This window comes from Candidatus Vesicomyosocius sp. SY067_SCS001 (genome assembly GCF_014706615.1).
In the GTDB taxonomy this organism is placed as follows: Bacteria; Pseudomonadota; Gammaproteobacteria; order PS1; family Pseudothioglobaceae; genus Ruthia.
In genome coordinates this window covers 1-13,767 of the sequence record NZ_CP054877.1, presented here as the reverse complement: position 1 = coordinate 13,767, position 13,767 = coordinate 1, and the positions used below count along the sequence as shown (strand labels likewise).

Here is a 13,767-nt window from a genome sequence, read left to right as displayed (position 1 = left end):
GTTAATATATATTATAATAATCCGGGTTTAAAATTATATTTTATTTACCAACTTTAATAAAGGATTTTAGCCCATATGTCAGAACAAGAGATAGACTTAAAAAAAAGGCGATTTTTAACTAGCGCCACAAGTGTTGTTGGTGCGATAGGCGTTGGTTTTGTTTTAGTACCATTTTTATCATCATGGATGCCTTCAGCAAGAGCAAAAGCTGCTGGCGCACCTATTGATGTTGATATAAGTAAATTAGACAACGGACAATTAGTTAGAGTTTTATGGCGAAAAAAACCTGTTTGGATTTTTAAACGTGATAAAAAAACTATTGAAAATTTGACATCACTAAATAGCATTTTAACTGATCCTAATAGTAATGAAATTTCTCAACAACCAAAATATGCTAAAAACCCTTATCGTTCAATAAATCCTAATGTTGCTGTTATTATTGGCATTTGTACTCATTTAGGTTGCTCGCCCACCTATAGACCTGAATTAGGCGCTTCTGATCTTGGGGGAGACTCATGGAAGGGTGGATTTTATTGTCCTTGTCATGGTTCTAAATTTGATTTAGCAGGAAGGGTTTATACAGGTGTTCCAGCCCCAACAAATTTAGTTATCCCGCCTTATCATTTTGTTGCCGATTCTTTAATTCGAATTGGCATTGATCCAAAAGCATAATCAGGAGAATTATATGAATAATAACAAAAATTGGATTGATCAAAGATTTCCATTAACTAAAGTTTGGAATGAACACTTAGCAGAGTATTACACACCTAGAAATTTTAATTTTTGGTATTTTTTTGGCTCATTAGCCATGTTGGTATTAGTAATACAAATTGTAACAGGAATTTTTTTGACGATGCACTTTAAACCAGATGCTATCAATGCATTTGCATCAGTAGAATATATAATGCGTGATGTTAACTGGGGTTGGCTTATTCGTTATTTACATTCAACAGGTGCCTCTGCTTTTTTTATTGTTATATATTTACATATACATCGTAGTTTGCTTTATGGCTCATACAAGAGCCCCCGTGAGTTAATTTGGATTTTAGGAATGGTTCTATATATTGCATTGATGGCAGAAGCCTTTATGGGGTATGTATTACCATGGGGGCAAATGTCATACTGGGGAGCACAAGTTATTATTTCTCTATTTGGTTCAGTACCAATATTTGGTCCTGACATCTTAACTTTTATCTTGGGTGACTACGCTGTTGGAGATCCTGTTTTAAACCGTTTTTTTTCATTGCATGTAATTGCTTTACCATTGATTTTAGTTATTTTGGTATTTTTGCATATTGTTGCATTACACACAGTAGGTTCAAATAATCCAGACGGTATAGAAATTAAAAAAAATAAAAATAAAGATGGAATTCCTAAAGATGGAGTTCCATTTCATCCGTACTATAGTGTTAAGGATATTGTAGGCGTAGTAGTATTTCTAATGATTTTCTCAGCTGTAGTATTCTTTGCTCCAGCAATGAATGGATATTTTTTAGAGAGTTCTAACTTTATTGAAGCAAATCCACTTCAAACACCTAACCACATCGCGCCACTTTGGTATTTAACACCTTTCTATTCAATATTAAGAGCTATACCACCTATGTTTGGTTCACAATTCCCAGGCGTTGTTGGTATGTTTGCTTCACTGTTAATTCTAATTGCATTACCATGGTTAGACAGATCTAAGGTAAAATCAATTCGATATCGTTCATGGCCTTATAAAATTGCTTTGGGGATTTTTATTCTTAGTTTTATCATACTTGGTTACTTAGGTATGCAGCCGGTAACGCCAATTAATGCGTTACTAGCAAAAGTGTTTACATTTACTTATTTTAGCTTTTTTATCTTAATGCCCTGGTTTACCTCCATTGGAAAAACTAAGTCGTTACCGATAAGAGTAACGGGGTAAATTTAATGAAAAATAAAGTACATACATTACTAATAACGGTTGTAATTTTAATATTCTCTTTTAATACTTCTGTATTAGGCAATGAATTTCATCTAGATCAGGCTAATACTAATATTAATGATAAAAAATCATTGCAAAGGGGTGCAAAATTATTCATGAATTACTGTTCTGGCTGTCACTCAATCCAATTCATGCGTTATAATCGTATTGGTAAAGACTTAAATATTTCTTATGCAGATATTGAAAAGCATTTTATTTTAGGCAATGAAAAAATTGGCGAAACAATTACATCTGCTATGTCAGTTACTGATGCTAACCAATGGTTTGGACAAAGTCCAGACTTATCTTTAGTATCACGTTCAAAAGGAGTAGACTGGATATACTCTTACTTACATGGTTTTTATAAAGATAATTCACGTATATTTGGTGTAAATAACCATATACTAAAAAATGCTTCTATGCCAGATGTTTTATGGAAATTAAAACAAGATAAATCTAGTAAAAAATTTGATCAAGATATTAGAGATATTACTAACTTTTTAGATTATGTTGGTGAGCCGTCTAAATTAGTACGATTTAATCTTGGTATTAAAGTAATAGGTTTTTTATTTATTTTATTTATTTTTTCTTATTTTTTAAAAAAAGAATACTGGAAAGATATCAAATATGGAAAATGGCGTGCTAAACATTAATTTTTAAATCAAGATTTTTTTAAAGGTAAATACATATTATGTTAACAAAACCTAATCCTGCTTCGACAACACTTTATTCCTCACCTAAAGACATACGTTCTCATGTAGTACGTTTTATCATGGCTGAAAAAAATATTGAAAGAGAAGTTATAAATTTAAAAATTGAAGAAATTCCTGAAGAAATTTTAGAACTTAACCCTTGTCAATCATTACCCACTTTATTTGACAGAGGAATTGTTTTATACGATCTTTCAGTAGTGATGGAATACCTTGATGAACGTTTCCCATTTCCCCCATTACTATCTGTAGATCCTATTGAAAAATCTGAAAAAAGATTACTTATTTTCAGATTCACTAGAGCACCTAATTGTTGGTTTGAGATGGCAGATATTATTGAATCAGGTAGTAAAAAAAACGCTGATAAGGCACGTAAAGTTTTAAAAAGTAACCTAATTGAATTAGTACCTTTATTTGCTTATAAACCTTTTTTTAAAAGTGATGACATGACTATTGTAGATGCTTGTTTAGGTGCTTTATTATGGCGTTTAAAAAAACTAGAAATTGAACTAGGAAAACCAGGAAAATATGTTATAGATTATGCAAATAGACTTTTTACTAGGGATAGTTTTAAAGCAAGTTTAACCGATTGTGAAAAAGAATATAATTAAGTATCATGCTTTCTATAGCTCCATATTTAATCAGGGCTTATCACGCATGGACAGAGGATGCTAAATTAACTCCTCATATATTGGTTGATTGTACCTATTCAAGTGTTATTGTACCCAAACAATTTATTCAACAAAACAAAATTGTTCTCAATATTGCAAGTAACGCGACTTATAACTTAATTATAAGTAATGATAATCTTAGTTTTAAAGCAAGATTTTCTAAAAAATTAATTAATATCTTTATACCTATTAATGCAATTAATAGTATTTATGCAAGTGAAAACGGCAAAGGCATGTTTTTTGAAACTGAAGAAAAATCTAATTTAAGATTACTTGATTAAACTCCCTAGTAGGATTTTTTCAATTTGTCTTTCAAAAGATTTTAAATCATTGTGATTAAATACCACAATATTAACATTTGTATATTGATTAATTGCTTTTTTATTATCTAGTAAATTAGGGTAGATTTGATTTAACACCACCATACTTATATTTAGCTTATAACGCTGAGCTGCATTAATACTAAGTAATGCCTGATTAACTGCACCTAACTCATCTTTAATCACCAGTACTACTGGTACATTAATTGATTGAATTAAATTACTATTTAATGTTTTAATTGCTATTGGAGATAGTAACCCCCCAGCCCCTTCAACAATAACAAATTCATCTGCTACACAAGCATCAACTAAATTATCTAAAGTAAGCTTTAATCCTACAGCTTTACTTGCTATTTGTGCGCTACTACATGCTTTAAATTTATATCGACATACTTTATCAATTGACTCAATAATATTACAAGCTTTAGATAATAATAAAGCATCTTTTGGTATCAATTTTCCATTTTTATTTTTACAATCACTTTCAACTGGCTTTCTAACACTTACTTTTAGAATATTTGTTAAAAATCTAATTAAATATTGGGCAATAAATGTTTTACCAACATTAGTCCCGCTGCCGCTAATGAATAGTCCTTTCATAAATAATAATTTTAACAGTAAAAATGTATAATATTATTCATGAATAATAATTTAAAAAATCAATTTTGTGGACTTTTCTTTAATTCACCTATTGTTCTTTTATCAGGTTGTGTTGGTTTTGGTAAAGAATATACAAATATTGATGGATTTACTAATTCTGATGTAGGTGCTATTTGTCTTAAAGGTACAACTTTAAAACCATGTTTAGGAAATATTCCACATCGAGTAACTGAAACACCTTGTGGTATGATTAATTCTATTGGACTACAAAATCCTGGTGCTGATGTGGTAATTAATAAAATCCTACCAAAACTAGATAAAACTGAAACTAATTTTATTATCAATATTTCTGGTTCATCCTTTAAAGAGTATGGCGAAATTACTAAACGTTTTGATAATACAGATATTCACGCAATTGAAATTAATATTTCCTGCCCTAATATTAAAAAAGGAGGAGTTGCTTTTGGTAATGATCCAAATATGTCTTATAGAGTTGTAGAAATTTGCCGAAAAAATACTACTAAACCTATTATTACTAAATTATCGCCCAATCAAGCTGATATTGCTTTTAGTGCCCAACGTTGTATTGATGCAGGTACTGATGGTTTAGCAGTCATAAATACCCTTATGGGTATGGCTATTAATATTACAACTAAAAAACCAATTATTGGTAATAATCAAGGTGGAGTATCTGGACCGGCTATTAAGCCAATGGCTTTGTTAAAAGTTTATGAAGTTTATCAAGTTAGTAAAAATTATAATATTCCTATTATTGGTCAAGGTGGTATTGTGACTGCTAATGATGCAATAGAATTTATAATTGCAGGAGCTTCTACTATTGGTATAGGTACTGCTATTTTTTATGATCCACTAGTTTGTCATAAAATTAATAATGGTATTAGTGAGTATTTAAATAATAATAATTTAAACAGTATTAATGATTTAATAGGTACACTAAAACTTAATTCTAATACATCTCAATATGATACTTATTTAGATAAATCAATAATTTTATGAATTTAAAATATGATGTGCAAAAAATTGAAGAACAAGCTCAAAAATATTGGCAAGAAAAAAAATCTTTTGAAGTAATAGAAGATTCTTCAAAAGAAAAATATTATTGTCTTAGCATGTTTCCTTATCCATCTGGACGATTACATATGGGACATGTACGTAATTATAGTATTGGTGATGTTATTTCTCGTTTTCAAAGAATGCAAGGTAAGAATGTTATGCAACCTATTGGTTGGGATGGATTTGGATTGCCAGCTGAAAATGCAGCATTAAAAAATAAAGAATCCCCAGCTAAATGGACGTATAAAAATATTAACTATATGAAAACTCAATTAAATCAATTGGGTTTTGGCTATGATTGGTCTCGTGAAATTACGACTTGTCATCCAAATTATTATCGTTGGGAACAATGGTTGTTTATTAAATTATTTAAAAAAAATTTAATATACAAGAAAAAAGCTATTGTTAATTGGGATCCTGTTGATCAAACAGTGTTAGCAAATGAACAAGTGATTAATGGACGTGGGTGGCGTTCTAATGCTCTGATCGAAAAAAAAGAAATCCCACAATGGTTTATGCGTATCACTAACTATGCAGAGGAATTACTTAATGATTTAGATAAACTTCATGGTTGGCCTGATTCTGTTAAGATTATGCAAAAAAATTGGATTGGTAAATCTGTTGGTTTAGAAATTATTTTTTCTAGAAGGAATTCTGATTCTCTTATAATTTATACTACTCGACCAGATACACTAATGGGTGTCACCTATTTAGCTATTTCATTTGAGCATCCGTTAGCATTAGAATCAGGAAAAAATAATTATCAAGTTCAATCTTTTATTGAAGAATGTAGAACTATACAAACTTCTGAGATTTTAAATGAAATAATAGATAAAAAAGGTATTGATTCAGGATTTAAATGTGTACACCCAATCACAAATAAAGAGCTTCCTATTTGGATTACTAATTTTGTACTAATAAGTTACGGTACAGGTGCAGTTATGAGCGCACCTGCACATGATAAACGAGATTTTAAATTTGCTAAAAAATACGGTATTTTTATTAAGCAAGTTATTAATAAAAATGAAAACATTGATAAAGGGCCTATTATCAATAAAGGAGAATTGTTTAATTCCGGAGAATTTAATGGAATGGGTTTTGACCAAGCATGTGAAAGTATTGCTATAGTTTTGATAGAAAAAAATTTAGGTAATAAAAAAATTAATTATCGTTTACGTGATTGGGGGATATCAAGACAACGATATTGGGGTTGTCCTATCCCAATTATTAACTGTAAGTATTGTGGTTCAGTCACTGTCAAAATTAAAGATTTACCTGTTATTCTTCCTGAAAAAGTTAAATTTTATGATGTTAGTTCACCGATAAAAAAAATGCCAAATTTTTATCAAACTATTTGTCCACAATGTGGTTCTAAGGCGCGTCGAGAAACGGATACATTTGATACTTTTTTTGAGTCTTCTTGGTATTTTGCACGTTACACCTGTAATAATAATAATAATGCTATGCTCGATAAACGTGCAGATTATTGGTTAGAAGTTGATCAATATATCGGGGGTGTTGAACATTCTATTTTACATCTTTTATATGCAAGATTTTTCAATAAACTGTTACGAGATGAAGGTTTAATAAAATATGACGAGCCATTTAAAAATTTACTTACTCAGGGTATGGTTTTAAAAAATGGTGTTAAAATGAGTAAATCTAAAGGGAATACAGTAGATCCTACAAAAATGATTAAGAAATATGGTGCTGACACGGTACGTTTATTTATTTTATTTGCAGCACCTCCAATACAAGATTTAGAATGGAATAATTCAGGTCTTGAAGGTGCTCATAGATTTTTAAAAAAGGTTTATCGGTTAGTAAGTGTTTATATTAATGATACTAAAGAATATGTTGTTGATCATTTAAATATTAAATTTCTTAATAAAACACAAAAATATATTCGAAAAAAGATTCATCAAAATTTAGTAAAAATTACTGATGATATTAATCGTAGATACACTTTTAATACAGCTATTTCTATATTAATGGAATCAGTTGATATAATGAATAAGTTTACCAAAATGGATACACAATCAATAGCATTAAGATCTGAATCAATTAATATTATTTTACTTACCTTAAGTCCAATAACCCCCCATATTTGTCATCATTTATGGCTTAAATTAGGTAATAAGAATGCAATTATTAATGAAACTTGGCCTAAGGTTGATTTAAAAGCATTGGTGGAAAATAAAGTACAAATCATAGTACAAGTTAATGGTAAATTACGTGATAAAATGATGATTATGATTAATATTGACAGTAAAGTACTTGAAAGTAAAGTACTTAAAAATAAAAATATTATTAAGTTTATTAAAAATAAAAATATTGTTAAAATAATTATTATTCATAATAAATTAGTAAATGTTGTAACTAAATAATATATATACTTGATTACATGTACAATATTTTTATTTAAATAATAGTTAGTTTAGATCATTTTTTTAATAATAGGATAAAGAATAATTTCCATTGCTAAACTCATTTTTCCACCTGGAATTACAATGGTGTTACGTCTAGACATAAAAGAACCATTAATCATACTACATAAATATGAAAAATCAACAGAAGTTTTATTTAGATCATTAAATCGAATTACTATAAAACTTTCATCTGGTGTTGGAATATCTCTAGCAATAAAAGGATTAGAAGTGTCAACTGTTGCTACACGTTGAAAATTAATATCTGTTTGAGAAAACTGTGGTGTTATATAGTTAATATAGTCAGGCATTCTTCGTAAAATTGTACTAACTGTTTCTTCTGCTGAATAACCTCTTTCTGTATTGTCACGATGAATTTTTTGAATCCATTCAAGATTAACACTAGGTACAACCCCAATTTTTAAATCACCATATTGAGCCATATTTACACTATCTGTAACAATAACACCATGTAAACCTTCGTAAAATAATAAATCCGTACCATTACCTACTTTTTCCCAAGGGCTAAATTCACCTGGATTTAGATTAGTATTTAGGCGTTGATTATGTTTATTAGCTTCTTCTTCAGAATGTAGATAATAACGACGATTACATTTCCCTGTTTCACTATAATCTTTAAAAGATTGTTCTATTTTTTCAAATAAATTAGCATCAGGTCCAAAATGAGAAAAAAAATTATTTCCTAAATCTTCTTGTTTTTTAACGTTTTTTTTCATTGAATCGCGATCATATTTATGAAAACTGTCTCCTTCAATAATCAAAGGATTAATACTTTCTTTTCTAAAAATATGTTCAAAAGCACGTTTTACAAAGGTTGTTCCAGCGCCAGATGATCCTGTTACTACTATAACTGGATGTTTTCTTGACATAATTATCTCCTTATTTTTATTAAAAATCTAAATTATTAACTGACAAAGCATTATCTTTAATAAAATTTCTTCTTGGTTCAACAGCATCACCCATTAGGGTGGAAAAAACTTGATCAGAAACAATACTATCTTCAATTTTAACTTTAAATAAAGTTCTTTGTTTAGGATCCATAGTTGTTTCCCAAAGTTGTTTAGGATTCATTTCACCTAACCCTTTGTATCTTTGAAAACTTTGTCCTTTTCTAGCATTGTTCATTAAAAATTCAACTACATGACTAAAATATTGAACTTTAATTTTTTTATTTATATTTTTTACATAAGATTCTTGAGTAATAAGATTTTCAATCTTTTTAGCAAATTTTTTAATAGTTTGATAATCAAAAGAATTAAAAAAAACTGAATTTAATATTGTATGATCAATTTTAACTCCATATATATATAATGTATATTCAACTTCATTAGTATTTTTATTATAAATAACTTTGTGTGTTTTTTCTAGTGTTAGATTTTTATTTAAATTTTCTGTTAAATTTGAACACCAAGTATTTATATTTTTATAATTAGTTAAATCATCAATAGGTTTTGAATTAGCAATTGCTTTAAGTAAGTTTAAATTGTAATGTTTAGATAATTTATTAAAAATATTGTTAATTTTATAATATTCTTTTATTAAAAACTTTAATTCTATTCCTTCAATAGGAGGTGTTTTTTTTGAAACGAATAAATATGAATTATTAATTCCTTCTTGTAATAAATAGTCATTTAATTCTTGATCGTTTTTTAAGTAACGTTCTTTTTTACCTTTTTTTATTTTATATAAAGGTGGACGTGCAATATATAAATATCCATTTTCAATTAGTTCTGGTAAATAACGATAAAAAAAAGTGAGTAGTAAAGTACGAATATGTGCACCATCTACATCTGCATCAGTCATAATAACAATTTTATGATAACGTAATTTATTAAGATTATATTCTTCTTTTCCAATACCACATCCTAATGCAGTAATTAAAGTACCAACTTCTGTTGAAGATAGAATTTTTTCAAAACGTGCTTTTTCAACATTTAATATTTTTCCTTTAAGAGGTAAAATAGCTTGTGTACGTCGATTACGTCCTTGTTTAGCAGAACCTCCTGCAGAATCACCTTCAACTAAAAATATTTCACTTTCGATAGGATTTTTTGTTTGACAGTCGCTTAGTTTACCTGGTAAGTTAGAGATATCAAATAAACCTTTACGACGAGTTATTTCTCTTGCTTTTCTAGCTGCATTACGTGCACGTGAGGCATCTAGAATTTTTTTAATAATGGTTTTTGCTTCTTTTGGATTTTCTAAAAAATAATCATTTAGTTTATCATTTATTATTGATTCTATAGGTGCTCTTACTTCACTAGATACTAATTTATCTTTAGTTTGTGATGAAAATTTTGGATCAGGTATTTTTATATTAATTATTGCTGTTAATCCTTCACGTGTATCTTCACCTGTTATTGAATTTTTTTCTTTTTTAGCTATATCAGAGTTATCAATATAGTTATTAATTGTTCTAGTTAACCCTCCTCTAAACCCAGCTAAATGAGAACCCCCATTTCTTTGTGGAATATTATTAGTAAAACAATAAATACTTTGTTGATAAGAATCAGACCATTGTAATGCAACAACAATTTTAATTTCTTTACGTTCAGTATTTATTTCAATAATATCATTATGAATTGGAGTTTTTGTTTTATTAAGGTGTTTTATAAATGCTTTAATACCTCCTTTATATTTAAAAATATCTTTTTTTTCTGTTGAAAATTCTTCAATTTCAATATGAACACCTGAATTTAAAAATGATAATTCACGAATACGGTTTGCTAAGATATCATAATTAAATTCAGTATTTGAAAAAATATGAATATTAGGTTTAAAATGAATATTTGTTCCTGTTTTATTTGATTTTCCAATTATTTCTATTGGTTTTTTAGGTATACCTTTATCATAGTGTTGATAGTAAATTTTATTGTTACGATATACTGTTAATTTAACCCATTCACTTAATGCATTAACAACTGAAATACCTACTCCATGTAGTCCTCCTGATACTTTATAAGAATTATTATCAAATTTACCTCCAGCATGAAGTATTGTCATAATTACTTCTGCGGCAGATATTCCTTCTTCAGGGTGAATATCGACAGGAATACCTCTACCATTATCACTTATTGAAACTGATTTATCTTCATGAATAATAATATTAATTTTTGAACAATATCCTGCTAAGGATTCGTCAATTGCATTATCAATAACTTCAAATACCATATGATGTAATCCAGTACCATCATTAGTGTCACCAATGTACATACCAGGACGTTTTCGTACTGCATCTAATCCTCTTAAAACTTTAATACTAGAAGCTTTGTATTCTTGTGAATTTTGTGATTGTTTTTTAGACATGCATATTGTAAAAAATTAAATTATTATACCATGCAAATAAATAAATCATATTTTTTATGTTTTTGAATTTATAAGATATTAGAGTCGCATAGGCATAACAATATATTGATATATATCATCATTCATACTATGTAATAAACATGATTTATTTTTTTCTTTAGGGATTATCATATTAATTTCGTTGGTACTTAATTTTTCTAAAATTGAGATTAAATAATTAATGTTAAATTCAATTTCAATTTTTTTATTGAAATTTTTAGTTTTAATTTGTGTTTTTGCTTGTCCCCTTTCTGAATTTGAAAAAATATATAATTGTGAATTTTTGAATATTAATTTAACACCTTTAGTTCTTTTTTCAACAAAAATTGAAGCTTGTTGAAGTGAATTTAAAAAATTTAGCCGATTAATAATAATAGTATTATTAAAATCTGTAGGGATTACTGGTAAATAATTAGGAAATTTACTATTGATTAACTTACTAATTATAGTTGTATTATTAGTAATAAGATAAAAATAGTTATTTGATGTATAAATATTAATTTCTTCATTTTTATTTTTATTAAGTAATTTACTAAATTCAAGTATTGATTTTCTTGGAAGAATTACAGTTTTTTTATTGAAAGAGTTATTAATTTGTTTTATTTTTCCGATAGAAAGTCTATGTCCATCAGTAGCAACAACTATGATATTATTTTTATTAATTTCAAAATATAATCCATTTAAATATGCTCTAATGTCTTGATTACCCATTGAGAAACTTGTATTTTCAATTAGATTTTTTAAAATTTTTCTTTTAATTTTAATTATGTTTTTATTTTTTATTTTTGGTAATGAAGGAAAATCTTTATGTTTAAAAGTATTAAGTTCAAATGAATTTTTATTAACTTTAATATTAATTTTTCTAAAATTAATATTAAAGTTAAGAATTGTATTTTCTGGTAATTTATTAATAATATTAATTAAATCTTTTGCATATATTGTAAAAGAAATTTTTTCTTTGTTTTTTATAATTTGAGAAGTTTTTATCTCAATCTCCATATCTGTTGTTGTTAAAGTTAATAAATTATTTTTAAGTTGAATAAGAACATGTGCAAGAATAGGTAATGTTTGTTTTTTTTCAATTACACTAATAACAGTTTGTAAAGGTTCTAATAGTTCTTTAACGCTAAGTTGTATGTTCATTAGAAAATCCTTTTATTTAGAATAAATATTATTATTATTATTAGTATGGTTATTTTATGTTAATAAGAGTTGTTTTTCATTTAAAAATAAAGTTTTAGTTTGTTGATAACTATCAAGTATTTTATGTAAAAAAATGTGGATATGTTTATAATTTTTTAAAAGTGTTGATGTTGTTAATGTTATTAACAGTTAAAATAAGTTTTAGTTTGGATATGTTTATAAGTTTGCTAATTTTATTTTTATTAATTCGTAGTCATTTTTTATTTCAATGTTTTCTATATGTTTTTCTTTAATTTTTTTAATAGCGTGTAAGACTGTAGAATGATCTCTATTTCCAAAATGTTTTCCAATTTTTGTTAGTGATAGTGAGCTCAGTTCATAGCAAATAAACATTGCCATTTGTCTAGCAAGTACTGTATGTTGTTTTCTGGATTTTGAACTTAAATCAGAAATAGTTAAGGCATAATGTTTAGCTACTTCTTTTTGGATATCATTAATATCAATATTTTTTATTTGGGGTTTTATTAGATCTCCTAAAGCTAATTCAATTATTTCTTTAGAGATAAAGCTATGATTGATTTTTGAAAAATCAACAAAAGCTTTGAGTTTAAGAAGAGCTCCCTCAAGGTCTCTAATATTAGAGGCAATATGGCCAGCAATAAATAATGCTGTATCTTCTGTTAAGTTTATGTTAATTCTTTTATTTTGTGATTTTTTAAGTAAAATAGCAGCACGCATTTCTAGTTCTGGTGGAGTTAGATGTAAATTTAAACCTTGTGAAAATCTAGTTTTTAAGCGATCTTCTAATGATTTAATATTTTTTGGTGGTTGGTCGCATGTAAATATGATTTGTTTTTTACCACTGAATAAAAAATTAAAAATATGAAAAAACTCTTCTTGAGATTTTTCTTTGCCTGCAATTAAATGTATATCATCAACTAATAATAAATCAGTAGATTGATAAAAATTTTTAATTTTTTCAATGGAGTTATGTCTTAAGCTAGAGGTAATGTTTCTAACAAAATCCATTAATGGTACATAAATTATTTTAATATTTGGATTTTTTTCTTTTGCTAGGTGTCCAGCAGCCTGCATTAAGTGTGTTTTACCTAGTCCTGAGCTACCATAAATAATAAAAGGATTGTACGGTGAGGTTTTTATATTTTCAGCAATTTGCTTAGTAGCGCCATATGCCATTTGATTGGCATTTCCTAGTACTAAATTATTAAATGTATAGTCTTCAAACAAAGGTGTTGTGTGTTGTTGTGTATTTGGATTGCATGCAATACCGATAAAAATTTTTAAATTTTTATTATGTTGTGTAACTGCATTTTTTATTTGGGACTTAAGATTTTTATTAATGTAGTTAAGTACTTGTGAATTAGGCGCCAATAAAGATAATGTGTTTTTATTTTCAAGTGCTTTTAAGGGTTGTATCCACACACTATATTGGGAAAGTGGGATACTATCTCTAAGAGTGTTTAGGCATTGTGACCAAGTTTGAGACAT

Annotated in this window: 12 protein-coding genes; 7 read left to right on the top strand and 5 right to left on the bottom strand. The window is 27.4% G+C overall.

The features are described from left to right. Window positions 1-75: 75 nt before the first annotated feature. Genes petA through HUW60_RS00040 form a run of 5 tightly spaced genes read left to right on the top strand, consistent with a single transcriptional unit; the run spans window position 76 to window position 3,610 of the window. Window positions 76-672, top strand: a complete 597-nt coding sequence (petA, locus tag HUW60_RS00060; RefSeq protein WP_190600424.1) for a ubiquinol-cytochrome c reductase iron-sulfur subunit — start codon at window positions 76-78, stop codon at window positions 670-672. Between the two features lie 13 nt (window positions 673-685). Then, window positions 686-1,909 carry a cytochrome b gene (locus HUW60_RS00055; protein ID WP_190600423.1) on the top strand — a complete coding sequence of 408 codons (1,224 nt, stop codon included), beginning with the start codon at window positions 686-688 and terminating at the stop codon, window positions 1,907-1,909. A 5-nt stretch (window positions 1,910-1,914) separates the two neighbouring features. Continuing rightward, window positions 1,915-2,601, top strand: a complete 687-nt coding sequence (locus tag HUW60_RS00050; RefSeq protein ID WP_190600422.1) for a cytochrome c1 — start codon at window positions 1,915-1,917, stop codon at window positions 2,599-2,601. Between the two features lie 38 nt (window positions 2,602-2,639). Further along, entirely contained in the window at window positions 2,640-3,269 is a 630-nt protein-coding gene (locus HUW60_RS00045; RefSeq protein WP_190600421.1) for a glutathione S-transferase N-terminal domain-containing protein, read from the top strand. A 5-nt stretch (window positions 3,270-3,274) separates the two neighbouring features. Then, complete coding sequence (locus HUW60_RS00040) at window positions 3,275-3,610, top strand: stringent starvation protein B (RefSeq protein ID WP_238924476.1); 336 nt, start codon at window positions 3,275-3,277, stop codon at window positions 3,608-3,610. Here the strand turns inward: HUW60_RS00040 and bioD are convergent. Next, window positions 3,599-4,249: a dethiobiotin synthase gene (gene bioD, locus HUW60_RS00035; RefSeq protein WP_190600420.1), complete on the bottom strand. Its 651-nt coding sequence runs from the start codon at window positions 4,247-4,249 to the stop codon at window positions 3,599-3,601. The two genes, HUW60_RS00040 and bioD, sit on opposite strands and share 12 nt — an antisense overlap. Before the next feature lie 39 nt (window positions 4,250-4,288). Here bioD and HUW60_RS00030 point away from each other — a divergent pair, with 39 nt between their 5' ends. Together HUW60_RS00030 and leuS are read left to right on the top strand one after the other, a co-directional pair. Next, a complete protein-coding gene (locus tag HUW60_RS00030) occupies window positions 4,289-5,266 on the top strand; it encodes a dihydroorotate dehydrogenase (RefSeq protein WP_190600419.1) in 978 nt (325 codons plus the stop codon). Further along, window positions 5,263-7,710, top strand: a complete 2,448-nt coding sequence (gene leuS, locus HUW60_RS00025) for a leucine--tRNA ligase (RefSeq protein WP_190600418.1) — start codon at window positions 5,263-5,265, stop codon at window positions 7,708-7,710. The genes HUW60_RS00030 and leuS overlap by 4 nt, the downstream gene beginning before the upstream one ends. A 50-nt stretch (window positions 7,711-7,760) precedes the next feature. On the opposite strand, the gene HUW60_RS00020 is transcribed toward leuS, so the two are convergent. The 4 genes from HUW60_RS00020 to dnaA all read right to left on the bottom strand — a co-directional run bounded on the left by HUW60_RS00020 (window position 7,761) and on the right by dnaA (window position 13,767). Further along, a complete protein-coding gene (locus tag HUW60_RS00020; protein ID WP_190600417.1) occupies window positions 7,761-8,639 on the bottom strand; it encodes a phosphoribulokinase in 879 nt (292 codons plus the stop codon). A gap of 19 nt (window positions 8,640-8,658) precedes the next feature. Beyond that, window positions 8,659-11,076 (bottom strand): DNA topoisomerase (ATP-hydrolyzing) subunit B, encoded by a 2,418-nt coding sequence (gyrB, locus tag HUW60_RS00015; protein ID WP_190600416.1) that lies wholly within the window; start codon window positions 11,074-11,076, stop codon window positions 8,659-8,661. Window positions 11,077-11,154: 78 nt separating this feature from the next. Then, window positions 11,155-12,258 (bottom strand): DNA polymerase III subunit beta, encoded by a 1,104-nt coding sequence (gene dnaN / locus HUW60_RS00010; RefSeq protein WP_190600415.1) that lies wholly within the window; start codon window positions 12,256-12,258, stop codon window positions 11,155-11,157. A 216-nt stretch (window positions 12,259-12,474) separates the two neighbouring features. After that, window positions 12,475-13,767, bottom strand: coding sequence for a chromosomal replication initiator protein DnaA (gene dnaA, locus HUW60_RS00005; protein WP_190600414.1), 1,293 nt, complete (start codon window positions 13,765-13,767; stop codon window positions 12,475-12,477).

Bases quoted from the DNA above. Each gene is read 5' to 3' on its own strand.
- dnaN (WP_190600415.1), bottom strand. From the start codon at position 12,258: ATGAACATACAACTTAGCGTTAAAGAACTATTAGAACCTTTACAAACT.
- gyrB (WP_190600416.1), bottom strand. From the start codon at position 11,076: ATGTCTAAAAAACAATCACAAAATTCACAAGAATACAAAGCTTCTAGT.
- HUW60_RS00055 (WP_190600423.1), top strand. From the start codon at position 686: ATGAATAATAACAAAAATTGGATTGATCAAAGATTTCCATTAACTAAA.
- HUW60_RS00040 (WP_238924476.1), top strand. From the start codon at position 3,275: ATGCTTTCTATAGCTCCATATTTAATCAGGGCTTATCACGCATGGACA.
- petA (WP_190600424.1), top strand. From the start codon at position 76: ATGTCAGAACAAGAGATAGACTTAAAAAAAAGGCGATTTTTAACTAGC.
- HUW60_RS00050 (WP_190600422.1), top strand. From the start codon at position 1,915: ATGAAAAATAAAGTACATACATTACTAATAACGGTTGTAATTTTAATA.
- dnaA (WP_190600414.1), bottom strand. From the start codon at position 13,767: ATGTCTCAAACTTGGTCACAATGCCTAAACACTCTTAGAGATAGTATC.
- bioD (WP_190600420.1), bottom strand. From the start codon at position 4,249: ATGAAAGGACTATTCATTAGCGGCAGCGGGACTAATGTTGGTAAAACA.
- HUW60_RS00020 (WP_190600417.1), bottom strand. From the start codon at position 8,639: ATGTCAAGAAAACATCCAGTTATAGTAGTAACAGGATCATCTGGCGCT.
- HUW60_RS00045 (WP_190600421.1), top strand. From the start codon at position 2,640: ATGTTAACAAAACCTAATCCTGCTTCGACAACACTTTATTCCTCACCT.
- leuS (WP_190600418.1), top strand. From the start codon at position 5,263: ATGAATTTAAAATATGATGTGCAAAAAATTGAAGAACAAGCTCAAAAA.
- HUW60_RS00030 (WP_190600419.1), top strand. From the start codon at position 4,289: ATGAATAATAATTTAAAAAATCAATTTTGTGGACTTTTCTTTAATTCA.